Annotated in this window: 16 protein-coding genes; 9 read left to right on the top strand and 7 right to left on the bottom strand. The window is 68.8% G+C overall.

Annotated elements, in window-relative coordinates:
* Window positions 1-13: 13 nt before the first annotated feature.
* The 8 genes from ASD35_RS24420 to ASD35_RS24395 all read left to right on the top strand — a co-directional run bounded on the left by ASD35_RS24420 (window position 14) and on the right by ASD35_RS24395 (window position 11,178).
* Window positions 14-865 carry a dienelactone hydrolase family protein gene (locus ASD35_RS24420; RefSeq protein WP_056877579.1) on the top strand — a complete coding sequence of 284 codons (852 nt, stop codon included), beginning with the start codon at window positions 14-16 and terminating at the stop codon, window positions 863-865.
* A gap of 1 nt (window position 866) precedes the next feature.
* On the top strand, window positions 867-3,413 hold the full coding sequence (locus tag ASD35_RS24415) for an FtsX-like permease family protein (protein ID WP_056877578.1): 2,547 nt from the start codon (window positions 867-869) through the stop codon (window positions 3,411-3,413).
* Window positions 3,410-4,447 carry a lipocalin-like domain-containing protein gene (locus ASD35_RS24410; RefSeq protein ID WP_082580422.1) on the top strand — a complete coding sequence of 346 codons (1,038 nt, stop codon included), beginning with the start codon at window positions 3,410-3,412 and terminating at the stop codon, window positions 4,445-4,447. Before ASD35_RS24415 ends, ASD35_RS24410 begins: the two co-directional genes overlap by 4 nt.
* A 10-nt stretch (window positions 4,448-4,457) precedes the next feature.
* Window positions 4,458-5,603 carry a DegT/DnrJ/EryC1/StrS family aminotransferase gene (locus ASD35_RS28440; RefSeq protein ID WP_056877577.1) on the top strand — a complete coding sequence of 382 codons (1,146 nt, stop codon included), beginning with the start codon at window positions 4,458-4,460 and terminating at the stop codon, window positions 5,601-5,603.
* Entirely contained in the window at window positions 5,600-7,414 is a 1,815-nt protein-coding gene (locus ASD35_RS24400; protein WP_056877576.1) for an ABC transporter transmembrane domain-containing protein, read from the top strand. The genes ASD35_RS28440 and ASD35_RS24400 overlap by 4 nt, the downstream gene beginning before the upstream one ends.
* An 84-nt stretch (window positions 7,415-7,498) precedes the next feature.
* Window positions 7,499-8,149 carry a hypothetical protein gene (locus tag ASD35_RS27465; RefSeq protein WP_157275755.1) on the top strand — a complete coding sequence of 217 codons (651 nt, stop codon included), beginning with the start codon at window positions 7,499-7,501 and terminating at the stop codon, window positions 8,147-8,149.
* The gene (locus ASD35_RS27460) at window positions 8,142-10,364 is read left to right on the top strand and encodes an NACHT domain-containing protein (RefSeq protein WP_157275754.1); all 2,223 of its coding nucleotides are present in this window, start codon (window positions 8,142-8,144) and stop codon (window positions 10,362-10,364) included. Before ASD35_RS27465 ends, ASD35_RS27460 begins: the two co-directional genes overlap by 8 nt.
* 319 nt (window positions 10,365-10,683) lie before the next feature.
* Window positions 10,684-11,178 carry a hypothetical protein gene (locus tag ASD35_RS24395; RefSeq protein ID WP_056877575.1) on the top strand — a complete coding sequence of 165 codons (495 nt, stop codon included), beginning with the start codon at window positions 10,684-10,686 and terminating at the stop codon, window positions 11,176-11,178.
* Window positions 11,179-11,427: 249 nt separating this feature from the next.
* Here the strand turns inward: ASD35_RS24395 and ASD35_RS24390 are convergent, their stop codons facing one another.
* Together ASD35_RS24390 and ASD35_RS24385 are read right to left on the bottom strand one after the other, a co-directional pair.
* Entirely contained in the window at window positions 11,428-13,224 is a 1,797-nt protein-coding gene (locus ASD35_RS24390; RefSeq protein WP_056877574.1) for a response regulator, read from the bottom strand.
* A complete protein-coding gene (locus ASD35_RS24385; RefSeq protein WP_056877573.1) occupies window positions 13,221-16,274 on the bottom strand; it encodes a sensor histidine kinase in 3,054 nt (1,017 codons plus the stop codon). Before ASD35_RS24385 ends, ASD35_RS24390 begins: the two co-directional genes overlap by 4 nt.
* Before the next feature lie 230 nt (window positions 16,275-16,504).
* Between ASD35_RS24385 and ASD35_RS24380 the strand changes: the two genes are divergently transcribed.
* Window positions 16,505-17,632 carry a lactonase family protein gene (locus ASD35_RS24380; protein ID WP_056877572.1) on the top strand — a complete coding sequence of 376 codons (1,128 nt, stop codon included), beginning with the start codon at window positions 16,505-16,507 and terminating at the stop codon, window positions 17,630-17,632.
* Window positions 17,633-17,705: 73 nt separating this feature from the next.
* Here ASD35_RS24380 and ASD35_RS24375 read toward each other — a convergent pair whose 3' ends face one another.
* From ASD35_RS24375 to ASD35_RS24355, 5 genes are all read right to left on the bottom strand, one after another.
* Window positions 17,706-18,983, bottom strand: coding sequence for a TRAP transporter large permease subunit (locus tag ASD35_RS24375; RefSeq protein WP_056877571.1), 1,278 nt, complete (start codon window positions 18,981-18,983; stop codon window positions 17,706-17,708).
* A complete protein-coding gene (locus ASD35_RS24370) occupies window positions 18,980-19,579 on the bottom strand; it encodes a TRAP transporter small permease (RefSeq protein WP_056877570.1) in 600 nt (199 codons plus the stop codon). Before ASD35_RS24370 ends, ASD35_RS24375 begins: the two co-directional genes overlap by 4 nt.
* Window positions 19,576-20,790: a fumarylacetoacetate hydrolase family protein gene (locus tag ASD35_RS24365; protein ID WP_235538450.1), complete on the bottom strand. Its 1,215-nt coding sequence runs from the start codon at window positions 20,788-20,790 to the stop codon at window positions 19,576-19,578. The genes ASD35_RS24370 and ASD35_RS24365 overlap by 4 nt, the downstream gene beginning before the upstream one ends.
* A gap of 29 nt (window positions 20,791-20,819) precedes the next feature.
* On the bottom strand, window positions 20,820-22,601 hold the full coding sequence (locus tag ASD35_RS24360) for an IlvD/Edd family dehydratase (protein ID WP_056877569.1): 1,782 nt from the start codon (window positions 22,599-22,601) through the stop codon (window positions 20,820-20,822).
* A gap of 69 nt (window positions 22,602-22,670) precedes the next feature.
* Window positions 22,671-23,690 (bottom strand): TRAP transporter substrate-binding protein, encoded by a 1,020-nt coding sequence (locus ASD35_RS24355; protein ID WP_056877568.1) that lies wholly within the window; start codon window positions 23,688-23,690, stop codon window positions 22,671-22,673.
* Window positions 23,691-23,739 lie beyond the last annotated feature (49 nt).

Genomic DNA, 23,739 nt, shown 5'->3' with positions numbered 1-23,739 from the left:
AGAACCGAGACCCATGAAGAAGCTCTTCTCCCTGCTCCTCAACGCCACCCTGGCAACGCTGTGCGCCACCGCATCGGCGCAGCAGGCAGAAACGGTCTGGATTCCGATGCCCGCCGATGCCGGGGCACCCGCGGTCAAGCTCGAGGCCACGCTCTATCGCGCGCCGAACGCCGGCCCGGTACCCGTCGTCATGTTCCATCACGGCTCAAGCGGCGGACCGATCCCGGCCACCTACACGGAGCGTGCTCAAGGACTGGCGAAGTTCCTCCACCAGCGTGGCGTGGCGCTGATCGTGCCGATGCGCGCCGGGCGCGGCCAGTCGGAGGGCGTCGACAACGAACAGCCGTCGGCATGCACCGTGGCGGCGACCCAGGCGGGCATGCGCCATGCAAGCGCCGCGGTCGACGCCACCTTGCAGTGGCTGCGTGCGCAGCCGTGGCCCGACATGTCTCGCGTGGTCATGGCCGGCCACTCGCGCGGCGGCCTGCTGTCGGCGGCCTACGCGGCGGAACACCCGGACGCCGTGCGCGGAAGCATCAATTTTTCAGGCGGGTGGAAGGATGACCGCTGCGGCGACGTCGATGTCAACGCGGTTGCCTTCGAGGCCGCCGGGAAGGCACCGCAGCGCGTCCCATCGCTGTTCCTCTACGCCCGGGGCGACGGCTTCTATGCCGATGCCTCCATGGAGAAATACGCGCGCGTTTTCAGGGACGCCGGCGGCGATGTGACCTTTCGGATGTACGCGTTCGACGACGTGAACGGGCATCTGCTTTTCCGTCGAAAGCAGGCCCTGTGGGAGGCTGATGTGGCTGCCTTCCTGGCGCGGATAGGGCTTGAGGCCGGTGGTGCGCGACAGGCTCCCTGACATGCGCCTCTGGCGCCACCTCACCTGGCCCGCCTGGCGCGACCAACCCGGCCGCGTCCTGCTCGCCATCGTGGCCGTCATGCTCGGCGTCGCCCTCGCCTTCGGCGTGCACCTGCTCAATGGCGCCGCCCTCACCGAATTCGCCCGTGCCGCCCGCGGCGTCAACGGCCAGCCCGACCTGGTGCTGCGCGCCCCGTCCGGCCCGCTGACCGATGCCGACCTCGCCGAGCTGCTCAACCGCCCCGAAGTGGCCGCTGCCAACCCGGTGGTCGAAGCGATGGCGGTGTGGCCCGGACAAACCGGGCGTGACGGGCGGGTGCTGCCCATCCGGCTCATCGGCCTGGACCCGATGGCCCTGCTCGCCGCCGCGAATAACGGCCGGCCGATGGCCGCGGAGCTGACGCCGCAGGTCGACGGCGGCCTGATGGGGCTGCTCGGCGCCAACCTCGTGCACCTGAACGCCGCGGCCCGCAACCACCTCCCGCCCGACGCGACGACGCTGACGCTGCGCCTGGTCCAGCCCGGCAGCACCGAACCGCGCGACATCGAGCTCCAGGTCGGCGGCCGCATTGCCGCCGGCAGCGCGCCGCTGGGCGTGCTGGACATCGCCGACGCCCAGGCCCTGTTCGGCCGGCTGGGCGCGCTGGACCGCATCGATGTGCAGCTCATGCCCGGCGTGGACGCCGCCACCTGGGCCAAGAGCCTGCCGGCGCGCTGGAAGGCCGCGCCGCCCGCCGACGAAGGCGAGCGCCTGTCCGACCTGACGCGCGCCTACCGCGTCAACCTCGGGCTGCTGGCGCTGATGGCCCTCTTCACCGGCAGCTTCCTCGTCTACGCGGTGCTGTCGCTGGCCACCGCGCAGCGGCTGCCGCAGTGGGCGCTGGTGGGCGTGCTGGGCGTGTCGGCCGGCATGCGTTGGCGGCTCATCCTGGTCGAGGGCCTGGTGATCGGCGCCATCGGCACGGCGCTGGGCCTGGCGCTCGGCGTGGGCCTGGCCGCCGGCGCGTTGAAGCTGCTGGGCAGCGACCTGGGCCTGCACGGCGCCAGCGGCTCGTCGACGGACCTGCTGCTGGGCCAGCCGCTGCTGCTGCCGGCGCTGGCCTATGCGGTGCTCGGCCTCGCTGCGGCGTTGCTGGCGGCCTTGGCGCCGGCCGTCACCGTGCGGCGCATCGCGCCGGCCCTCGTGCTCAAGGGCCTGGGCCTGCCGGCCGGCCGCACGCTGCCGGCCTGGGTCGGCCTCGGCCTGCTGGCGCTGGGCGCGGCGCTGGCCTGGCTGCCGCCGGTCTGGGACGGCACGCCGGTGGCCGCCTACCTGTCCATGCTGTGCCTGCTCACGGGCGGGCTGGCGCTGGTGCCGGCCCTCGTGCGCGGCCTGGGCGCGGCGCTGGCGCGGCTGCCGGCGGGTGCGCTGCTGCTGCTGGCCCGCGAGCGCAGCCGCGACCAGGCGACCGAAGCGCGCCGGTCGCTGGCCGGCGTGCTGGTGGCGCTGGCGCTGGCCGTGGCGATGACCGTGATGATCGGCAGCTTCCGCGAGTCGCTGTCGCGCTGGCTGGACGACGCCCTGCCCGCCGACCTGTATGCCCGCAGCGCCTTGCGCGGTGCCGACGGCATGCCCGCGCCGCTGCCGCCGGCGTTGATCGACAAACTGGCCCGCCTGCCCGAGATCGCCCGCACCGCGCCGCAGCGCACCGCGCGGCTGCGCCTCGCACCCGGCGCCGATGCGGTGGCGCTGACGGCGCGTGATGTCGACGCCGGCGGCCTGCCGCTGCTCGATCGCTGGACGGGCCCGGCCGCCGCGGGCGCCGTGGCGGTGTGGGTCAACGAGGCTGCCCGCGACCGGGACCGCCTCGTGCCGGGCCGCGTGTTCCAGGCCGAGCTGATCGACAGCGGCCGGGTCGTGAAGCTGCAGGTGCAAGGCATCTGGCGCGACTATTCGCGCCAGAGCACGGCGTTGTGGGTGGCGCTGCCCGACTACCGGCGCATCAGCGGCGACCCGTCGACCACCGAGACGGCGCTGTGGCTGGCGCCTGGCAGTTCGCTGGACGCCGCGCGCGCCGCCATCAAGCGCCTGGCCGGCGACGACGTCGAGACGGCCGCCGCGGGTGAGCTGCGCACGCTGTCGCTGCAGCTGTTCGACCGCAGCTTCGCCATCACGCTGTGGCTGCAGGCTGTGGCGCTGGCGGTGGGCCTGTTCGGCGTCATCGCCAGCCAGTCGGCCCAGGCGCTGGCGCGCAAGCGCGAGTTCGGGCTGCTGCGCCACCTGGGCCTGTCGCGGCGCGCGTTGATGCGGCTGCTGCTGCTGGAAGCCAGCCTCACCGGCGGCGCCGGCGCGCTGGCCGGGCTGGCGCTGGGGCTGGGCCTGAGCGTCGTGCTGGTCTACGTCGTCAACCCGCAGAGCTTTCACTGGAGCATGGAGCTGAGCCTGCCGGTCGGGCGGCTGGCGGCACTGGTGGGCCTGGCGTTCGCCGCGGCCGTCGGCGCGTCGCTGCTGGCGGGCCGGCGCGCGTTGGCCGCGGACGCCGTGCGCGCCGTCAGGGAGGACTCATGATCAAACGCCGCACGCTGCTGCTCGCCGCGCTGCCGCTGCCGGTGCGGGCGGCGTTGAACTTCCCTGCCGACTTCGGCGCCCACCCGCTGCAGACCATCGAGTGGTGGTACCTCACCGGCCTGCTCGGCGACCGCGACGGTGCGCCGCCGCGCTTCGGCTACCAGCTGACCTTCTTCCGCCTGCCCGGCCCGGCTGCGGGCGACCACCCGAGCGGCCTGGCGGCCAAGCAGTTGCTGCTGGGCCATGTGGCCTTGTCGGACCTCGGCGCCAGGAAGCAGCGCCACGGCCAGCGCCTGCTGCGCGCTCTGCCCGGCACCGTGCAGGCGCGCGTGGGTGACTGCGACCTGAAGCTGCGCGACTGGACGCTGCGGCGCGAAGGCGACGGCTACCGCGCGGCCTTCGGCGGCCCCGGCTTCAACCTGGAGCTGGAACTGGCCACGCCCGACGCGCCGCTGCTGCAGGGCGAGGCCGGCTTCTCGCGCAAGGGCCCGATGCCCGACCAGTACAGCCACTACTACTCGCGCCCGCAGCTGCTGGCCCAGGCCGCGCTGCGCCTGGACGGCGTGCGCCACAGCCTGGCCGGCCGCGCCTGGCTGGACCATGAATGGAGCGACAAGTACGTCGGCGACGCGGCGGGCTGGGACTGGCTGGGCATCAACCTGCACGACGGCCGCGCGCTGACGCTATTCCAACTGCGCCGCCCTGACGGCAGGCGCCACTGGGCCGGCGGCAGCCTGCGCATGCCCGGCGTGGTCGACCGCAGCTTCGCGCCCGAGGAGGTCGGCATGGTGCCGACGCGGCACTGGACCAGCCCGGCCACCGGCGCACGCTGGCCGGTGGAATGGCGGCTGCGCAGCCCCGCCGGCGAGATGCGCCTGGTCGCGGCCTTCGACGCGCAGGAGATCGACGCCCGGCGCAGCAGCGGCCTGGCCTACTGGGAAGGCGCGGCGCGGCTGCTGGACAGCGGCAGCCGCGAGGTCGGCTGGGGCTATCTGGAGCTGACCGGTTATGCGGGCAAGCTGCCGCTGGTCTAATCCGCGGCCCATGCCTTCGCATCACGCACGCCAGCCCACACGACCCACCTTCGGCTGGGACAACCTCGGCGGCCCGCGCGGCAGCGGCCTGCCCGCCGTCGACGACCTGCCCCACACCCGGCTACTCACCAGCGGCCGCGCCGCGTTGTTCGCCGCGATGAAGGCGCTGGCCGTGCAGCCCGGCGACAGCGTGCTGGCGCCGAGCTACCACTGCCCCACGCTGGTGGCGCCGCTGCGCGCGGCGGGTGCCGCGGTGCAGTTCTATCCGCTGGGCGCCGACGGCCTGCCCGCGCTGGACGCGATCACGCCCGCGCCGCGCACGCGGGCCCTCGTCGTGGCCCAGCTGTTCGGCCTGCCGCGGTCCCTCGCCGCCGTGCGCGCCTGGTGCGATGCGCGCGGCATCGCGCTGGTGGAGGACTGCGCGCACAGCTTCTTCGGCCAGGCCGGCGAGCGGCCGGTGGGGCACTGGGGCGATCTGGCGACGGCCAGCGTGTCCAAGTTCTTCCCGGTGGCCGAAGGCGGCCTGCTGGCATCGGCCCGGCCGCTGCCCGCGCAGGCGCTGCAGCCGGCCGGCGCCAAGCAGCAGGTGAAGGCCTGGGTGGACCTGCTGGAGCGCGCCAGCGAACAACACCGGCTGGCGGGCCTGAACGCGCCGCTGCGCGCGCTGTTCCGGCTGAAGAACGGCCCGCCGCGGCCACAGTCGGCCGCCACGCCGCGCGAGATGACCGAGGCCGAGATGATGGCCGACTGCGACCTGGTGCGCAGTGAGCAGGCGCCGCCCGCACTGACGCAGCGCCTCTTCGGCCTGCCGCGCGGGCGCATCGTCGAGCGCCGCCGCGCCCATTACGACACCCTCTACCGCGGCACGCTGGGCCTGCCCGGCGCACGGCCCCTTTTAGGCGCCCTGCCCGCCCAGGCCGCGCCCTATGTGATGCCGCTGTGGGTGGACGACCCCGAGCCGGCCTACGCCGCGCTGCGCGCCGCCGGTTGCGCCGTGTTCCGCTGGGACCGCGTCTGGCCCGGCGTGCCGGCTTTCCACGACGACCACGGCGCGCGCTGGCGCACGCAGGTGCTGCAGCTGCTGTGCCACCAGGACTTGCAGCCGTCCATGCTCGCCCGCACCTGCGAGCTGCTGAAACAGACCCTGACCCGATGAGTTCCAACACCGACCGCCCTGCATCCAAGCACGCCCGCTCGCTCAGCGGCCTCGCCCCCTTCCTGCGGCCGTACCGCGGCCGCATCGTGCTGGCGCTGGTGCTGTTGGTGCTGGCTGCACTGGCGACGCTGGCCTTCCCCATCGCGCTGCGCGGCCTCATCGACGCCGGCTTCGCGGCCAGCAGCGCGGGCGAGCGGCTGATGGCGCTGCGCGAGCACTTCCTGGCGATGTTCGCCGTCGGCGCCGCGCTGGGGCTGTTCTCGGCCTCGCGCTTCTACATGGTCACCTGGCTGGGCGAACGCGTGACGGCCGACCTGCGCAACGCCGTCTACACCCACGTGCTGCGCCAGAGCCCCGAGTTCTTCGAGACCACGCAGACCGGCGAGGTGCTGAGCCGCATCACGACCGACACGACGGTCGTGCAGACGGTCGTCGGCTCCAGCCTGTCCATGGGCCTGCGCAACCTCGTGCTGGGCACGGGCGCGCTGATCATGCTGGTTGCCACCAACCCCTACGTGATGGGCCAGGTGCTGGGCCTGCTGGTGCTCATCGTCGCGCCGGCGCTGTACTTCGGCCGGCGCGTGCGCAAGCTGTCACGCGCCAGCCAGGACCGCGTGGCCGACACCTCGGCCATCGCCGCGGAGGTGCTGAACGCCGTCACCGTGGTGCAGAGCTACACGCAGGAAGGGGCCGAGGCCAGGCGCTTCGCCGCCGCCAGCGAGGCCGCGTTCGACGTCGCCCGCAAGCGCACACGGGTGCGCAGCTTCATGGTGGCCTTCATCATCACCGCCGTGTTCGGCGCCATGCTGTGGGGGCTGTACCAGGGCACGCAGGCCGTCATCGCCGGCAAGATCTCCGCGGGGCACCTGGGCCAGACGGTGGTCTACGTGACGCTGCTGGTCAGCTCGGTCGCCGTGCTGGCCGAGGTGTGGGGCGACGTGCTGCGCGCGGCCGGCGCCACGGAGCGCCTCATCGAGCTGATGGAAGCGCGCTCCCCGGTGGCGGACCCGGCCACGCCGAAATCGCTGACCGTCGCGACGGGTGGCAGCCGTGTGGAGTTCAACCAGGTCCGCTTCCATTACCCCTCACGGCCACTGACCGCCGCGCTGGACGACCTGTCGTTGACCATCGCACCCGGCGAAACGGTCGCCCTCGTCGGCCCCAGCGGGGCCGGCAAGACGACGGTGTTCCAGCTGCTGCTGCGCTTCTACGACCCGCAGTCCGGCCAGATCCGCCTGAACGGCGTGCCCACGCGCGAGCTGAGCCTGGCCGAGCTGCGCGGCAACGTCGGCCTGGTACCGCAGGACAGCGTCATCTTCTCCACCACCGCGATGGAGAACATCCGCTACGGCCGGCCCACCGCCACCGACGACGAGGTCATCGCCGCCGCTCGCGCCGCCTTCGCCGACGACTTCATCCGCGCGCTGCCCGAGGGCTACGCCAGCTTCCTGGGCGAGCGCGGCGTGCGGCTCTCCGGTGGCCAGCGCCAGCGCATCAGCATCGCGAGGGCGATGTTGAAGAACCCGCCGCTGTTGCTGCTGGATGAAGCCACCAGCGCGCTGGATGCGGAGAGCGAACGCGTCGTTCAGGCGGCGTTGGAGGCGGCAATGCAGCACCGCACGACGCTGGTCATTGCGCACCGGCTGGCGACGATCCAGAAGGCGGACCGCATCGTCGTGCTGGACGCGGGACGCATCGTCGACATCGGGCGGCACGACGAGCTGGTAGCGCGCGGCGGGCTGTATGCAAAATTGGCGGCGATGCAGTTTGGGTTGGAGGAGGAAGGGGACAGGTTTGAGAGTTCGCCCTGATCCCCAATAGATCCTGCCCCATTGATCCCCAGCAATCATGCTGTGGAGGGGTGGCCGGTGGCTGATAAGCGATAGAGTTGGCGCATGCAATCAATACCCGCGGCTTCCACCATTGTCAATGTGAGCGCATTCATCGACTGGAATTCTCAGTTACTACTCACGAAGAGGGACAAGGACACGGACCCCGTAGGAACAGCCGATGCTGCATTCAAGCAGACCGTTCGGCGCGTCGCCCGGTGCCTCGCCTCGATCGATGGAAGCCTACGATTTAGGGTCGCGCTGCGGCTTTATCATGGCTGGCACAAGGGGTACGAAGTCACCCCAAATCGCAAGGCGGCGCAGATTACCGTTGCGAAAGCCGACTTTGCTTCCTTATCGCAGCGGCCCAACGTCGTGTTCTCGCCCCTAGTGGAGTTCGGAGACCATCTTCTCGAAGCCTCCGCCTCTCGTCTCCATCGCAAACTCGGCTGCCATTTGTCCGACACAGTGCGACCTCGTTCCAGAGGCGGCTGGGAGGAAAAAATGGTGGATACGGCGCTCGCCTCTGATGTAGTGGTGACTGCCCATCGGGATAAGACACGTTGGATCGTAGTAGTCACTGAGGATGATGATTTCATTCCCCCAGTATATACGGCAGAATTTGCGCTCACAGGCACTAATTCAAGAGCGATGATACTGCAAAAAAATATCAGATCAAGTTTGCTACCATTAGACGGAATTTTGATCAATGGCTAATATTACTCGCGACGAATTGGTTGCTGATCTTGCTCCGTTTAGCGACATCGGTGACAACGCAGTCAAGGCTACCGAACAGAGTGACAAGATATCTCTCAAGCTGACGCGGGAAGGTCGCCCTCTTCGTTTAGTGCTAGACAAAACAAGCGGCAAGGTTCAATGTACCTGGGGTACGACGCCTGCGCGGAATTTCGCGAGCTTATCTGCAGCTTTGGCCTCGGAGTTGTTTTCGAATCTACGGCGTTGGGCGGATTCTCAGCGTGAACTGCTGAAAAGAGAGCTCCCCGGAGCATCAGGTCTGCTTCCGTTTTGCGGCACGACACACAACTCGACCGACATTCGCTCCCTTGACGCAGTCGATGCGCTCCTTGGGAGCGCTGCGCGACCCGATGACGCATCGGAGATCTTGCTAATAGATGGTCCGGCAGGTATCGGCAAGACGAGCTTAATAGAACAACTTGCCCTCTTGCGAGCCGAGGGTTATCGAACAACAGCAAGGCCACTAATACTGCATGTGAAGAGCCGCGGACGAGTGCTGTCCAATCTGCTCGACCTAATGGCATTCAGCTTGCAGACCATCCGTTCGCAGATCACTTATGATCAAATTCCCATCTTAGCCAAGCACGGACTTGTCGTAATCGCAATCGACGGCTTCGACGAACTTGCCGATCCAAACGGTTACGAAATGGCATGGGCTCAACTTGGCGAGCTAGTGACCTTCATACGCGGCAAGGGCTCGCTGATCCTGGCCGGCCGCGACACCTTCATTGGCCGGTCGCGATTGCTGAAAGACGTACCAGCGCTTCGTGAATCTGTGGACATAGTCACCGGTCTTACGCTGAGGACGCCGACAACTGATCAAGCCAAGGAATGGCTCAAAAGGCATAACTGGACTGAAGCAAATTTCGAAATACCTTCGATTTCCGTGCTACTGGAAGCGGATTCCTTCGCTTTACGCCCAGTCTTTCTTCGCATACTGGCCGAACACGTCAAACCGAAGGAACTGAAGGACAAGCACGAGAGGTATCTCACTCCGCTGCTTGTGAATCAAATGATTCGACGCGAGGCCGGCCTATTCGGAAAACCAGTCCAAGCTGTGATGGATCAAGGAGAAAGAGAGAACTTCGTCGGCGAGTTTTTATGTGAGGTGGCTCGGCAAATGGCTGATTCACAGACTGAATCTCTGGATGCAAGTGAGCTGTCTTGGATTGGTGAGGCAAGTCTTAAAGAAGGGTTGCCTGCGGAGGTAACTACGCTTATTAAGAATCGCGCAAGCGTCGTAGCGTTTTTTGTCAATGACGAACGTCCCGGCTTCAAAAAGTTCATGCACTCGTATTTGCTGAGCTATTTTGTGGCCATCGTTTCAATTCGAGCATTGGGTCGCGGGGATGTGCCAAAATTTATTCGGCGCAACTTGCTGGGCGCTGAGTTCTTGAGTGTATTCAGTGATGTAGCTGCAGAGGCCGCCATTTCTGGTCCAGAGCAATTTTCATCATTCTGGGAATGTGCTTCCAACTTGCCGATGGGCTATACCAGCGCAGACCGTGGACTACGGAACGTCGGGGCATTGGTGCTCGCTGCCTTACCATCGGTTCAAAGTCAGTCCTCCATAGAGTTGCGGGAGTTTCAGATTGATGACGCCCTCATTCGTGGCTCGTGTCCTGGCGCGACGCTAACCAACTTCGAAATTAATCAACTTGATGTGCGCGGCGCTGACCTTTCTGAATTGACCTGGATAGGATCGTCAGTTAGTAGCCTGCTCGCCGATGAATCGGCTCGCGTATCACCGTCCTTCCCGTCGCCCACGAAAATTTCGATGGCCAATGGGGCCGAAATAATCGGCACGGAAGAGGTGGCCGCATGGCTCGACGCTCACGGGCGAGACGCGAATGCGACAAACGCGGGAAAACTTGCTTCCTATACGCTTCGCAATAAACCCATTTACACGCTCCTGATGCGTGCAGCGCGGCTTCGGCAGCACTGGCTGCGAGCGGATAACGAGGACTTCCAGGCGAGCAAGATTGTCAATGATTCAGACTGGCCTGTACTCTGCAGAATTCTGATGGAGCATGACTACTTGAAGGAAGAGATCAGACAAGCTTCAGGACGAGCCTCCAAATTCTTTCATATCAAACACCGTGAAAGCATCTTGGCTGAGGATCCAAACGACCTATCGCTGAAAGCCCTTTTCGACGCCCTATCGTGTACTGAATAAGCGATCTGGCCCCGGTCGGCATCGAATCGCAAATCCGAACCTGGGTGACCCCCGAACCGGAACCAAGTCTCAAATCTTAAGCGCGGTAGGTTGGAGTAAGCCTGCGAACTCCAACATTTGGATATCCACCGCACGTAGGTTCGCCGCTCCCCACCAACCTACGAATTCGTACCCATGGTGATATGCGCGTGCAGCGCCGCCCCCGCCTCCAAGCGCAGTAGGAAGGCAGAGTCGGTGCGGCGAGTTAAGCCACCAACTGAACACCGCATCGGCATGCGGCTTGCCCTCCAGGTACTCCACTTCTTATTGGAGACCGACCATGCACAAGCACCTCTTCGTGGCACTGGCCGTCGCCGCCCTGGCCACGACGGCAACCGCGCAGACCGCGACCACTTCGGTGGGGCGCGCAGCGAGCGCCGCAGTGACCCCCGGCGACCAGAACATGGGTCGCAATCCGGAAAACCGCACCGGCGGCTTGATGGGCAACGACACCAACGCGGCCACCGGCTCCACGAGCGTCGGCGGTGCAGCAAAGGCTGCCGTGACCCCTGGCGACCAGAACATGGGCCGCAACCCGGACAACCGCACCGGTGGTTTGATGGGCAACGACTCCAGTGCCGCCGCCGGAGCGACGAACGCCGGCCGCGCCGCCAAGGCCGCCGTGACACCGGGCGACCAGGACATGGGCCGCAATCCGAACAACCGCACCGGCGGCCTGATGGGGGCCAACCGCACCGCGGCCGATGGCACGGCGACCACCACGGCCAACGGGTCTCAAGTGGCGATGCGCGCTCCGCGCCCCGATCGCAACTGACCTGCCGGGCCCAACGGTCTCAGGCGCCGGCGAGCTGCCGGGCGTGCGCACGACAGTCGTGAACGCCTGGCGCTCGCCAATTCCGGGAACGGACGTCGCCCGGTAGGAAGTGCCGCAATGCCTGCCGCCGGCCAGCATTCGCAGCTTTACCTTCGGCCGCTACGGCGTCTGCTTCATTGATGTTGTCCGCGTGTTGCACGCGTCTGGCGATACCCGCGGCTCCTTCGGGCTGTAAAGCCTGTCGGCAGGTCAGTCCAACCCGAGCTGTTCACCGATATGCCCGCGCAGCGCCTCTAGCGACACGGGCTTGGTCAGGAACACGTTGACCCCGGCCTGCAGGCACGCCGCGCGGTGCTCGGCGGTGGCCGAGGCCGATACGGCGATCACCGGCACCCCGCCCAGCTCGGCGTCCTGGCGCAGCCGCCGCGTCGCTTCCACGCCGTCCACCGACGGCATCACGCTGTCCATCACGATCAGGTCCGGCCGGAAGCGCCGCGCCGCCGCCAGCAGTTCGCTGCCGTCGCTGGCCTGCGCCACTTCGAAGCCGGCGTTGGTCAGGAAGTCGCACATCAGCGTGCGGTTGGCCGCCACGTCGTCGACCACCAGCACGCGCCGTGGCGGCCCCGGGTAGCGGGGCACCTCGGCTGTCACTTCAGTTGGCTTCGCAGGTTGGGCCTGCGCCGGCGGCGCCAGCGGCAGCGGCAGCTCCACGCGGAAGCAGGTGCCGCGGCCGGGTTCGCTGCTGACCTGCACCTGCCCGCCCATGTCGTTCACCAGCGCGCGGGTGATGGCCAGGCCCAGCCCGGTGCCGCCGCTGCGGCGCTGCGCGTCGCCCACCTGTTCGAAGGGTTCGAAGATGCGGTCCAGGTCGTCGGGGCGCATGCCCACGCCGGTGTCCTCGACGTCCAGGCGCAGCAGCACCTGTGCCTGGCCCTGGGGCTCGGCGGCCGCGCGCAGCGTGACGGTGCCGGCGTCGGTGAACTTGATGGCGTTGCCCAGTAGGTTGAGCAGCACTTGGCGCAGGCGCCGCTCGTCGGCCAGCACGGCCTCCGGCAGGCCGGCGGCGGCGTCGAACGCGAAGGCCAGTTGCTTCTCGTCGGTCTTCACGCGCATGAGGTTGACCACCGTCTGCAGCAGGTCGCCGAGGTTCACCGGCGCCACGTTCAGCTCGGTGCGGCCGGCCTCGATGCGCGCCAGGTCGAGGATGTCGTTGATCAGCGCGAGCAGGTGCTGGCCGCTTTCGTGGATGGTGTCCAGCCCGCGCGCCTGCCGCTCGGTCAGGCCGCCTTCCATGGTCAGCAGCTGCGCGTAGCCGAGGACGGCGTTGAGCGGGGTGCGCAGTTCGTGGCTCATGCCGGCGAGGAACTGGCTTTTGGCGCGGTTGGCGGCTTCGGCGGCGTGCCGCGCGGCACGCTCGGTCTGCACCATGCCGCGCTTGAGTTCGGCCATCGCGGCGTGGGTGCGGTCCTGGGCGTCGAGTTTGGCCAGGATGGCGCGCACCTGGCCTTCGACGGCGTCCTGGCTGAGCGAGAGCGCGCGGGCGATCTCGGGGTAGGCGTTGCCCTGGGCGATGAAGCGCAGCACGCTGATTTCCGCGGGCGTGAGGGCTTCGTCGGCGACCTGGCCGGCGAGCTCGAAGGAGCCTTCGGAGGGCAGCGCCTTGCGGCCGGCGTGCACGCTGCGGATGGCGTCGAGCAGTTCCTTGTGCAGGGCGTTCTTGAGCAGGTAGCCGCGCGCGCCGGCCTGCAGCGCGCGCTGTGCCTGGGCGTCGCCGGCGTAGGTGGTGAGCACGATGATGCGCGCGTCGGGGAATTCGGCGCGGATGGCGCCGATGGCGTCGAGCCCGCTCATGCCGGGCATCTGCAGGTCCATCAGCGTGACGTCCGGGCGGTGCGCGCGGTATTGCTGGATGGCTTCGCGGCCGTTGGCGGCTTCGGCCACGAGGGCCATGTCGGGCTCGACGGACAACAGGGTTGCGATGCCCTGGCGCACGATGGGGTGGTCGTCGACGCACAGGACCTGGATGCGGGTGAGTGCTGCGGTCATTCGCCGATCTCGCTGGGGGCGAGCCTTTTAGGGAGGAACCAGGCCCGCGTCGGTGCAGGCCGACTGTACGCGCGTGACCCGGGCACGCTGAACTCCACTTCGGCACCGGCGCCGGCGCCGGCGCCGGGGTCGGTGCCGCCGCTGCGCAGCGCGAGTTGGCCGCCGACGAGCGCGGCGCGTTCACGCATGCCGCTGAGCCCGAAGTGGCCTTCCTTCTCGCCGGCGCGCAGCACGTCCGCAGCAATGCCTTTGCCGTCGTCGCGCACGCGCACGAGCAGCTGCCGGGCGTCGTAGCGGATCTCGACGTCGATGCGCCGGGCCTGGGCGTGGTGGAAGGCGTTGCGCAGGGCCTCGCCGGCGATGCGGAAGGTTTCGTCGCGCACCAGCGGGTGCAGCGCCTGCGGCGCGCCATGCACCTGGACGTGGGCGGTGGCGGTGTGGCCGTTCTCGTGGGCGAGGTCTTCGGCGAGGGCTTGCAGGGCTTCGGCGAGGTTGTTGGTTTCCTGGGTGGAGGTGCGCAGGCCGTGCACGGTGTCGCGGCCTTCGGTGATGGCTTCGGCGGCGCGGTCGATGGCGCCGGCGAGAACTTGCTTGGATTCGCGCGGGCGCTCGGGCAGGAGGTTGAACGCAGCCTGGAACTGCAGCAGCAGGCCGTGGAAGTGTTGCAGCAGGGTGTCGTGCAGGTCGCGGGCGATGCGCGTCCGCTCGGCGACACGCGCTTCCAGCCGGGCCTCGAACTGGCGGTGCAGGCGCCGGATGCGCATGTGCAGCCAGAGCTGGAAGCCGCTCCAGGCCAGGCCCAGCAGCACGACTGCGGCGGCGACGCGGAACCAGGGGGTTTGGTAGAAGGCGGGCTCGATGGCGAAAGCGAGCTGCGCGCCTTCTTCGTTCCACACGCCGCTGTTGTTGGCGGCCTTGACGTGGAAGCGGTAGTGGCCGGGCGGCAGGTTGGTGTAGGTGGCCTGACGCCGGTCGACGACCTCCTGCCAGTCGGTGTCGTGGCCTTCGAGGCGGTAGCGGAAGCGCGTGCTCTTGGGGTCGACCAGGCTGAGCGCAGTGAACTCGATGCTGAGGTCGCGGGCGCGCGGTGGCAGGGTCAGGCCGTCGGCGACGGTGTAGGCCTTGTGGTCGGCGACCAGCGTCTCGATGTGGACCGGCGGCGGCAGCGGGTTGATGGGCAGATGGTCGGGGGCGACGACCTGGAGGTCGACGCCCGACACCATCCACAGCTTGCCCTCCGGGCCTTTGGCCACGGGCGGGTTGAAGTAGGCCGGTGAGAAGGCCATCAGGGGCACGCCGTCCGCCGCGCCCATGACCTTCGGGGCGATGCGGTGGCCGCCCGGGTCGGCGATCCAGGCCGCGAGGTCGTCGCGCATCACACGCACCAGCCCGCAGGCCGCATACATCCAAAGCGAGCCGTTGTCGTCCAGCGCCGACCAGTGCACCGTGTTGCACGGCAGGCCGTTGCCGACGGTCAACGTGTCCACGCGGCCGTCCTTGATCCGGCTCAGGCCGCCCTTCTCCGTGGCCGCCCACACGGCGCCGTCGGCATCCAGCCGCAGCCCGGCGACATGGCCGGCACCCAGCCCTTGCGCCGGCAGGTAGGCCGCCTGGACCTTGCCATCCTTGAAATACAGGACGCCGCCGTCCTGCCAGAAGGCCAGCCACAAGCCGCCCGTGCCGTCGGCCAGGATGATCTTGGCCTGCTGCCGGCGGCCCAGCGTGGCCCACGGAATGTTCTCGACGACCTGGCCCTTGCGCAGCCGCACCAGACCGTCATTGGCCGACAGCCAGAGGTTGCCCGCCTCGTCCCCGGTGATGGAGTAGAACTCCCGGCCGGGCACGCCGTTGACGGCGACGAAGCGGTCGGCGGCGAAGTAGGCCAGGCCCCGGCCCGTGCTCACCCAGAGGCGCTTGTCGCTGTCTTCGTACATGGACTGCACCGCCGCAGCGGGCAGCCCGTCGCGCTCCTTGTAGACGGTGGGCCTCGCGTCCTTGCGCCACCGCGCCAGCCCTTCGGCGGTGCCCACCCAGACGCTGCCGTCCGACGTGGCCAGCACGGACTTCGTCGCCCCGCTGGGCAGGCCCTGCAGCGTCGAGATCGTCGTCACCGGCAACTTGCGGAAGCGGTCCACGCCCTTTTCGCTGCCGAACCAGATGTTGCCCTCGCGGTCTTCGAACAGGCTGCAGGCGATGTTGCCCGACAGGCCGTCCGCGCGGTTGAACATGTCGGCCTTGCCGTCTTGCAGATGGACGAGGCCATGAGCCTCGGAGCCCACCCACAGGCCGCCGTCGCGGTCCAGCAGCAGCTTGTTGGCCTTGATCTCTTGGTCGGAAAGCCACTCGCCGGGCCGGGTAGCGCTTCGCATCGGCAAGGGCACGAGCTTGTCGCCCACGACGCGCCTGATCCCGGCACCACGGATGGCGACCAGCAGCTGGCCCCCGGCGGCCGCGCTCAAGTCGCCCACGCGCATGCCGGGTGTCTCGACCCGCTGAGGTGGCCCGGGCTTCCAGCGCCAGAGGCCGGACTCCGCCCCCACCCACAGCGCCCCGGCGCTGTCCTCGGTCAGGCTCCAGACGAACTGGCCGAACCCGCCGTCCGGCTTGACGCACTGGGTCTCCTGCCCCGCGCGAATGGCGCACAGCCGCCCCTCGCTGCCGAGCAGGCCGGCCCAGACCGTGCCTTCACGGTCCTCGAACAACGACGTCACGAAGCCGCCGCCGACCTGCGGGTGGCGGGTCAGCGTCTTGCCGTTCCAGCTCGCCAGGCCGTCGAAGGTGCCGATCCAGAGCGTCCCGTCGCGGGACACCAGCAGGGCATAGGGGTTGTCCGGCAGCGATTGCCCGGCCGGCGGCTGCCAGGGCGTGAACCGCAGCCCGTCGAAGCGGAACATGCCAAATGACCCGCCAAGCCACAGATAGCCGTCCTGGGTCTGCGCCATCGAGAACACCAGGCCCAGCGACGTCCCGTCCCGCGCGGTCCATGAGGTGTGCGCGTATTGCGAGATCTGCGGGGGCGCATCGAGCGCCAGCGCCGGGAGTGCCGGCATGCACAGCGCCGAAACCAGCAGCAGGCCTGGCGCGAGGCGTCTCCTTCTTCGACGGTGGCCACCCAGTTGACTCACAAGCCATCCTTTGCCGCTGGCACGCTGCCAGGGTATCGCGAAACCCGGCCTAGCAAGCCTGGGGCTGGCCCGCCCATCGGGTCCAATGCGGGGCCCGGCGGCGGCAGCCATCCGCCAGCGCCCCGGGGCCCCTGCCCTTCGACCCGACGACCTGCATGAAGAAACTCGCCCTGGCGCTCAGCGCCGCCCTGATGCCCATCGCCACCCCCGCCGAGACGCTGGTCTATGTCGGCACCCAAACCAGCGGCGAGAGCAAGGGCATCTACGTCTCCACCCTCGACGAGACGACCGGCGCGCTGTCGCCGCCGCGGCTGGCCGCTGCCATCGGCAACCCGGGCTTCCTGGCCATGCACCCGAGCAAGCCGCTGGTCTACGCGACCGCCGCCAGCCGCGACGCCGACGGTGCCTGGCAGGAAGAAGTGGCCGCCTTCGCCGTGCAGCCGGACGCCAGCCTGAAGCTGCTCAACACCCAGCCCTCCGGGGGCAACGGCCCCTGCCATGTGTCCATCGACGCCAGCGGGCGCGTGCTGCTGCTGGCCAACTACGGCGGAGGCAACGTCGTGTCCTACCCCATCGGCAGCGACGGCCGCCTGCAGCCGGCGGCCTCGACCGTCCAGCATGAAGGTTCCAGCGTCAACCTGCAGCGCCAGAAGGAACCGCACCCCCACGGCATCTACGCCGACCCGACCCAGACCCGCGCCTACGTGCCCGACCTGGGGCTGGACAAGGTGCTGATCTACCGGCTGGATGCGGCCAGCGGGCGGCTCTCGCCAAACGCGCCCGCCTTCGCCACCACCGAGCCCGGCGGCGGCCCGCGCCACCTGGCCTTCCACCCGAACGGCCGCCACGTCTACGTGAACCTGGAGCTGACCTCCCGCGTGGCCGCCTACCTCCTGGATGCGGCGACCGGCGCGCTGGAGGGCTTCCAGGTGCTGTCCACGCTGCCGCGCGGTGCGCAGGCGGAAGGCAACAGCACCGCCGAAACGCTGGTCCACCCCAACGGCCGGTTCCTCTACGTGTCCAACCGCGGGCACGACAGCATCGCGGTGTTCGCCATCGACCCGCAGGACGGCTCGCTGCGGTTCATCGAGACGACGGGCACCGGCGGTCGCACGCCGCGCAGCTTCGGGATCGTGCCCGGGGGGCGGTTTCTGGTGGCGGCGAATCAGAACGGCGGCAACGTCACCTCGTTTCGCATCGATGCGGAGCGCGGCACGCTGTCACCCGTGGGGAGTGAAGTGGCGATGGATCGGCCGACCCATGTGCGGTTCGTGCGGCGGTAGACCAGGCGACGGGACGGGCCTCGGCGCAGCTCGGCCGTGAGCAGCCGCGCAGCCCGCGCCGGGGGTGGGCGCGTCAATAGAACCACCGCAGCGGCGCCAGCACCGTCTGGGGGAAGAGCACCATCACGAACATCACCGCGAACTGCGCGGCCATGAACGGCAGTACGCCGCGCGTGACCTCGTCCATCTTCATGCGGCCCACGCCCGCCACGACGTTCAGGATCGTGCCCACCGGCGGCGTGACCAGGCCGATGGAGTTGTTGATGATGAACAGCACCCCGAAGTAGACGGGGTCGATGCCGGCGGCCTTGATCAAGGGCATCAGCACCGGCGTCATGATCAGGATGGTGGGCGTCATGTCCATGGCCGTGCCCACGAGCATCACCAATACCATGATGGCGATCAGCAGCAGCGTCTGGTTGCCGAGCAGCGGGCGCAGCAGGTCCACCATCTGCGCCGGCAGGTTGGCCACCGTGATCAACCAGGCCGACACCATGGCCGCGGCCACCAGGAACATCACCACCGCGGTGGTGCGGGCCGCCGTGACGAAGATCCTGTAAAGGGCCTTCAGCGACAGCTCGCGGTAGATCACGGTGGCGACGAAGAGCGCGTAGACGGCGGCCACGACCGCCGCTTCAGTGGGCGTGAACACGCCCATGCGCAGGCCCACCAGGATGAACACCGGCAGCATCAGCGCCCACACCGAGTCGCGTGCCGCCGCCCAGACCTCGGCCCGCGTCCTGCGCTGGGGCAGTGCGAGCGTCTCCTTGCGGCCCACCCACCACCAGGTGAGCGCCAGGCCCACGCCGATCATGATGCCGGGCACGATGCCGGCGATGAACAGCTTGGTGATCGACACGTTGGCGGCCACGCCGAAGATCACGAAGCCGATGCTCGGCGGAATGATGGGGCCGATCACGCCGGACGCCGCGATCAGCCCGCCCGACACCTCCTTCTTGTGCCCGGCCTTGATCATCATCGGCAGCAGCAGCGCCGTGAGCGCGGCGGCGTCCGCCACAGCCGAGCCCGACAGCGCCGACAGCAGGCAGGCCGCGAGGATCACGACGTAGCCCAGCCCACCCTTGACGTGGCCGACGAGCGCGAGCGCGAAGTTGACGATGCGCTGCGACAGCCCGCCGGCGTTCATGATCTCGCCGGCAAGCATGAAGAAGGGCACCGCCAGCAGCGGAAAGCTGTCGGCCCCGTTGATGAAGTTCTGCGCCAGGATCTGCGCGTCGAACAGACCCAGGTGCCACATCAGCGCCACGCCGCTGGCCAGCAGGGCGTAGGCGATGGGAATGCCCAGCGCCATCGCGCCGAGGAGGCTGCCGAGGAAGATGAAGACGGTCATGGCCGTGTGCGGCTGCCGGATGTGGGCGACGAGGCCCGCAGCGACTCCTCGCGCGCCAACTCGGCCTGCAGCGTTTCGAGTTCGGCCTGCTCTTCCGACTCCTTGACCATCACGAGCTCGCTTTCACGCAGCCGGCCGGTCAGCAGGCGCGCGAGCTGCAACAGCAGCAGGAGGCCGGCGCAGAGCGAGAAGACCACGCCCGCGGCGTAGAAGACGGACACCGGCGCCCCGGTCACCGGCGCTGTCACGTCGTGGTTGAGGCGGGCTTGCTGCCAGCTGCCATCGAGGAACAGCCACGTCACGTACAGCATGAGCAGATGGCCCAGCACCATGCAGGCCTTCTTGCCGGCCACCGGCAGGCGCGACACCAGCATGTCGGTGCCCAGGTGCGCACCGTCCTTCATCGCCACCACGGCGCCCATGAAGCACAGCCAGACGAACAGCCAGCGCGAGACTTCCTCGCTGACGGCGATGCCGGAGTTGAAGCCATACCGCAGCACGACATTGCCGAACACCAGCACCACCATCACGGCGAGTGCGGCGGCGACAGCCAAGTCGATCACGCGGCAGAACCGCTCGATGGTGGCGTCTATCACAGCCGCGCTCCCTGCAGCAGGCCGCGTTCGGCCAGGTTGCCGATCAGGGCGCGCAGGCCAAAGCGCCAGGGCGGCGCGGCGTCGCAATGCGTCACCCGGTTCTGCAGGCTGCCCAGCCAGTGGCTGTGGATGGTGACCACGTCACCCAGCTTGTGGGTGAAGCCGCCGCCGGGCTCGTCACGGTCCTCGGTGGGCGCGAAGAGCGTGCCGAGGAACAGCATGAAGCCGTCGGGGTACTGGTGGCTGGCGAGCGTCTGCGCCACCAGGTCGACCGGGTCGCGGCTGATGCTGGCCATGGTGTTGATGCCGCGCAGCGTGAAACCGTCGGGGCCGCTCACCTGCAGGTGCACGGTCTCGCGGCGCAGCTGGTCCAGGCCGAAGTGGTCGTCGAACAGGCGGATGAAGGGGCCGATGGCGCAGGACGCGTTGTTGTCCTTCGCCTTGCCGAGCAGCAGCGCGCTGCGGCCCTCGATGTCGCGCAGGTTGACGTCGTTGCCGAGCGCGGCGCCGACGATGCCACCGCGACTGTTGACGGCCAGCACCACCTCGGGCTCCGGGTTGTTCCAGGCCGAATCGGCGCGGATGCCGATGTCCTGGCCGTGCCCGACGGCCGCCAGCACCGGCGCCTTGGTGAAGACCTCGGCGTCGGGCCCGATGCCGACCTCGAGGTACTGCGACCACAGCTTCTTCTGCTGCAGCAGTGCCTTGAGCGCCTGCGCCTGGGCCGAGCCGGGCCGGATCTCGGACAGGCTGGTGCCGATCAAGGCGGTGACCTGGCTGCGCAGCCCTTGCGCGCGGCTCGCGTCGCCGCCGGCCTGCTCTTCGATCACGCGTTCGATCAGGCTGGCGGCAAAGGTCACGCCGGCGGCCTTCACCACCTGCAGGTCGCAGGGCGCGAGCAGCCAGGGCACGGCCGCGTCGCGGCCACCGGCCTGGCTGTTGGCGAGCAGCGCGTCGACGCTGCACAAGAACTCGCCCTGCACCGAGCGCACGGCGCGCGCCGGCGCGTCGGTCTCGAGCAGCGTGCTCATGGTGGCGAACTGCCGGCTGACATCGAACACGCCCTCGGGGCGCAGCACCACCACGGCGGGCCCGTCCGGCGGGCCGGCGCGCCAGACACGGCCCACCAGCGTGCCGGCCAGGCCGTCGCGCGGCAGCGCGGGGTGCAGGCCATCGGTGCGCTCAGGCATGGCCGTCGTCGTTGCGGTCATCGGGGTGTCCTCGGGCTTTGTCAGCGGGCTCAGTGGTTGTGGCGCGGCGTGCGTTCGGCGATGCGCCGGTACTTCAGGGCGAAGTCCAGCGTGGCGCCATCCACCAGTTGGCCGGTGTGGTTGCGGTACAGCTCTTCCCACGGCGTCTGGCTGGGCGGCACGGGCGGGGGTGGCACCTCGCGCTGTCGGCGCGCGATCTCGTCGCCCGGCACCAGCGCGTCGCAGCGGCCGGCGTGGAGGTCGATGCGGATGACGTCGCCGGTCTGCAGCCAGCTCAGGCCGCCCCCGACTGCGCTTTCGGGCGACACGTTCAGGATCGAGGGGCTGTCGGCGGTGCCCGACTGGCGGCCGTCACCCAGCGTGGGCAGCGCCTGGATGCCGCGCCGGATCAGCGCATCGGGCGGCTGCATGTTCACCACCTCGGCCGAGCCCGGCCAGCCGATGGGCCCGGCGCCGCGCATCACGAGGATGCAACCCTCGTCGATGCCGAGCGTCGGGTCGTTGATGCGCGCGTGGTAGTCGTCGGCGCCATCGAACACGACGGCCCGCACGTCGAACACGCCCTCGTGGCCCGGGCGGTTCAGGTAGCGCTCGCGGAAGCGCTGCGAGATCGCCGAGGTCTTGAGGATGCCGAAGTCGAACAGGTTGCCGCTCAGCACCTTGAAGCCCGCCTGATGCATCAGCGGTGCGTCAAAGGGCCGGATGACCTCGCGGTCGGTGGCCTCGCGGCCCTCGATGTTCTGCGCCACGGTCCGGCCGGTGACGCTGGCGCAGTCGCCATGCAGGCGGCCGGCCTGCTGCAGTTCCCACATCAACGCAGGCACGCCGCCGGCGCGGAAGAACCGCTCGCCGAGGAACTGGCCGGCGGGCTGCATGTTCAACAACAGCGGCAGGTCGTACGCGTGTTCGGCCCAGTCCTGCGGCCGCAGCTCCACGCCGGCGTGGCGGGCCATGGCCATGATGTGCACCTGCGCATTGCTGGAGCCGCCCGCGCACGTGACGAGCGCCAGCGCATTCAGGAAGCTTTCGCGGCTGAGGATGCGCGACGGCCGCAGGTCCTCGAAGGCCATGCCGACGATGCGCCGGCCGGTCTCGTAGGCCATCTGGCCGCGCTCGCGGTAGGGCGCGGGGATGGCGGCGCAGCCCGGCAAGGACAGGCCCAGCACCTCGGCCACCGCGTTCATGGTCGAGGCCGTGCCCATGGTGTTGCAGTGCCCGGCCGAGGGCGCGCTGCTGCAGGCCCGTTGCAGGAACTCTTCCTCGTCGATCTCGCCGGCCGCCAGTTGACGGCGGCTGCGCCAGATCACCGTGCCCGAGCCCGCCAGTTCGCCGCCATGCCAGCCGTCGAGCATGGGCCCGCCCGAGAGCACGATGGCCGGTATGTCCACGGTGCAGGCGGCCATGACGCCGGCCGGCGTGGTCTTGTCGCAGCCGGTGGTCAGCACCACCGCGTCGATGGGGTAGCCGTACAGGATCTCGACCAGCCCCAGGTAGGCCAGGTTGCGGTCGAGCGCGGCGGTGGGGCGGCGGCAGTTCTCGAAGATGGGGTGCACCGGGAATTCCATCGGAATGCCACCGGCGTCGCGAATGCCGTCGCGCACGCGGCGCGCCAGGTCGAGGTGGATGCGGTTGCACGGCGACAGGTCGCTGCCCGTCTGCGCGATGCCAATGATGGGCCGGCCCGAACGCAGCTCTTCGGGCGTCAGGCCGTAGTTCATGAAACGCTCCAGATAGAGCGCCGTCATGTCGGAACGTTGGGCATCGGCGAACCATTCGCGCGAGCGAAAGTGCCGGCCGGATCGGTGGTCCATTTGGGTGGTCGTCTTCGGAGAAGAGGAAAGCGGATGGACGGCGGCGGCACCGCCGCCATGAGACGCGAACTACTTCGGGGCCGCCGTGCCGCCACGCAGCTTGGCCAGTTCGCCATTGAGTTCCGCGGTCGTGTCCTCGCCGAACTCCTTGCTGAACTTGGCCAGCACCGGCTGCAGCTTGCTGCGCATCTTGGCCTGTTCGGCGGCCGGCAGGTCGGTGATCTGCATGCCGGCCTTCTTCAGGTCGGCCAAGGCCGTCTCGGAGAACGCGCGGATGGTCTTGCGCTCGAACAGCGTGGCTTCGCGCGCCGCGTCCTGCACGATCTTCTGCTCCTGCGCCGACAGGCCGTCCCAGGTCTTCTTGGACATCAACAGCACCCAGGCGCTGTACATGTGCCGCGACATCACCATGTGCTTCTGCACCTCGTAGAACTTGCTGGCGAGGATGGTGGCCGCGGGGTTCTCCTGCCCATCCACCGCCCCCTGCTCCATCGCCGTGTACAGCTCGGTGAAGGGCATGGGCGTGGCATTGGCGCCCAGGGCGTTGAAGGTGTCCAGGAACAGCGGGCTCTGGATGACGCGAAGCTTCAGGCCGCTCAAGTCTTCGGCGCGCTGCACCGGGCGGCGCGAGTTGGTGACGTGGCGGAAGCCGTTCTCCCAGAAGCCCAGGCCGATCAGGCCTTTGTCGGGCAGCGTGGCCAGCAGCTTCTGGCCGAAGGGGCCGTCCAACACCGCATCGGCTTCCTTCTCGTTGTTGAAGGTGAAAGGCAGGTTCAGCACGCCGAAGGGCTTGACCAGCGACACCAGCGTGGAGCTGTCGGGGACCGTCATCTCCAGGGTGCCGCCCCGCAGCGCCGAAGTCATGCTGATGTCGTTGCCCAGCGCTCCGCTGGCGTAGACCCGCGCGACCAGCTTGCCACCGCTCTTGGCCGCCAGCTGTTCAGCGAAGAACTTCAGCGCCTTCGCCTGAGGATGGTCTTCGCTGAGACCTATGCCGACCTTGAATGTGTGCTCTTTGATCTGCGCCGCTGCCGGGCCAGCCAGGGCGGCGAGCAGTGCTGCGGCCAGGCCGAGTGATCTGATTTGCATGATGTCTCCATGAATGTGAAGTGGCGCGCTAGAACCTCGCGCCGACCCG

It is taken from the genome of Pelomonas sp. Root1444 (genome assembly GCF_001426885.1).
GTDB lineage: Bacteria > Pseudomonadota > Gammaproteobacteria > Burkholderiales > Burkholderiaceae_C > Pelomonas.
The sequence above is the reverse complement of the archived record's forward strand: the minus strand, read 5'-3'. Positions and strand labels throughout refer to the sequence as shown.

What these genes read in the sequence shown, in the direction of transcription:
- ASD35_RS24420 (WP_056877579.1), top strand. Translation starts at nt 14, where the DNA reads ATGAAGAAGCTCTTCTCCCTGCTCCTCAACGCCACCCTGGCAACGCTG.
- ASD35_RS24415 (WP_056877578.1), top strand. Translation starts at nt 867, where the DNA reads ATGCGCCTCTGGCGCCACCTCACCTGGCCCGCCTGGCGCGACCAACCC.
- ASD35_RS24410 (WP_082580422.1), top strand. Translation starts at nt 3,410, where the DNA reads ATGATCAAACGCCGCACGCTGCTGCTCGCCGCGCTGCCGCTGCCGGTG.
- ASD35_RS28440 (WP_056877577.1), top strand. Translation starts at nt 4,458, where the DNA reads ATGCCTTCGCATCACGCACGCCAGCCCACACGACCCACCTTCGGCTGG.
- ASD35_RS24400 (WP_056877576.1), top strand. Translation starts at nt 5,600, where the DNA reads ATGAGTTCCAACACCGACCGCCCTGCATCCAAGCACGCCCGCTCGCTC.
- ASD35_RS27465 (WP_157275755.1), top strand. Translation starts at nt 7,499, where the DNA reads ATGCAATCAATACCCGCGGCTTCCACCATTGTCAATGTGAGCGCATTC.
- ASD35_RS27460 (WP_157275754.1), top strand. Translation starts at nt 8,142, where the DNA reads ATGGCTAATATTACTCGCGACGAATTGGTTGCTGATCTTGCTCCGTTT.
- ASD35_RS24395 (WP_056877575.1), top strand. Translation starts at nt 10,684, where the DNA reads ATGCACAAGCACCTCTTCGTGGCACTGGCCGTCGCCGCCCTGGCCACG.
- ASD35_RS24390 (WP_056877574.1), bottom strand. Translation starts at nt 13,224, where the DNA reads ATGACCGCAGCACTCACCCGCATCCAGGTCCTGTGCGTCGACGACCAC.
- ASD35_RS24385 (WP_056877573.1), bottom strand. Translation starts at nt 16,274, where the DNA reads ATGCCGGCACTCCCGGCGCTGGCGCTCGATGCGCCCCCGCAGATCTCG.
- ASD35_RS24380 (WP_056877572.1), top strand. Translation starts at nt 16,505, where the DNA reads ATGAAGAAACTCGCCCTGGCGCTCAGCGCCGCCCTGATGCCCATCGCC.
- ASD35_RS24375 (WP_056877571.1), bottom strand. Translation starts at nt 18,983, where the DNA reads ATGACCGTCTTCATCTTCCTCGGCAGCCTCCTCGGCGCGATGGCGCTG.
- ASD35_RS24365 (WP_235538450.1), bottom strand. Translation starts at nt 20,790, where the DNA reads ATGACCGCAACGACGACGGCCATGCCTGAGCGCACCGATGGCCTGCAC.
- ASD35_RS24360 (WP_056877569.1), bottom strand. Translation starts at nt 22,601, where the DNA reads ATGGACCACCGATCCGGCCGGCACTTTCGCTCGCGCGAATGGTTCGCC.
- ASD35_RS24355 (WP_056877568.1), bottom strand. Translation starts at nt 23,690, where the DNA reads ATGCAAATCAGATCACTCGGCCTGGCCGCAGCACTGCTCGCCGCCCTG.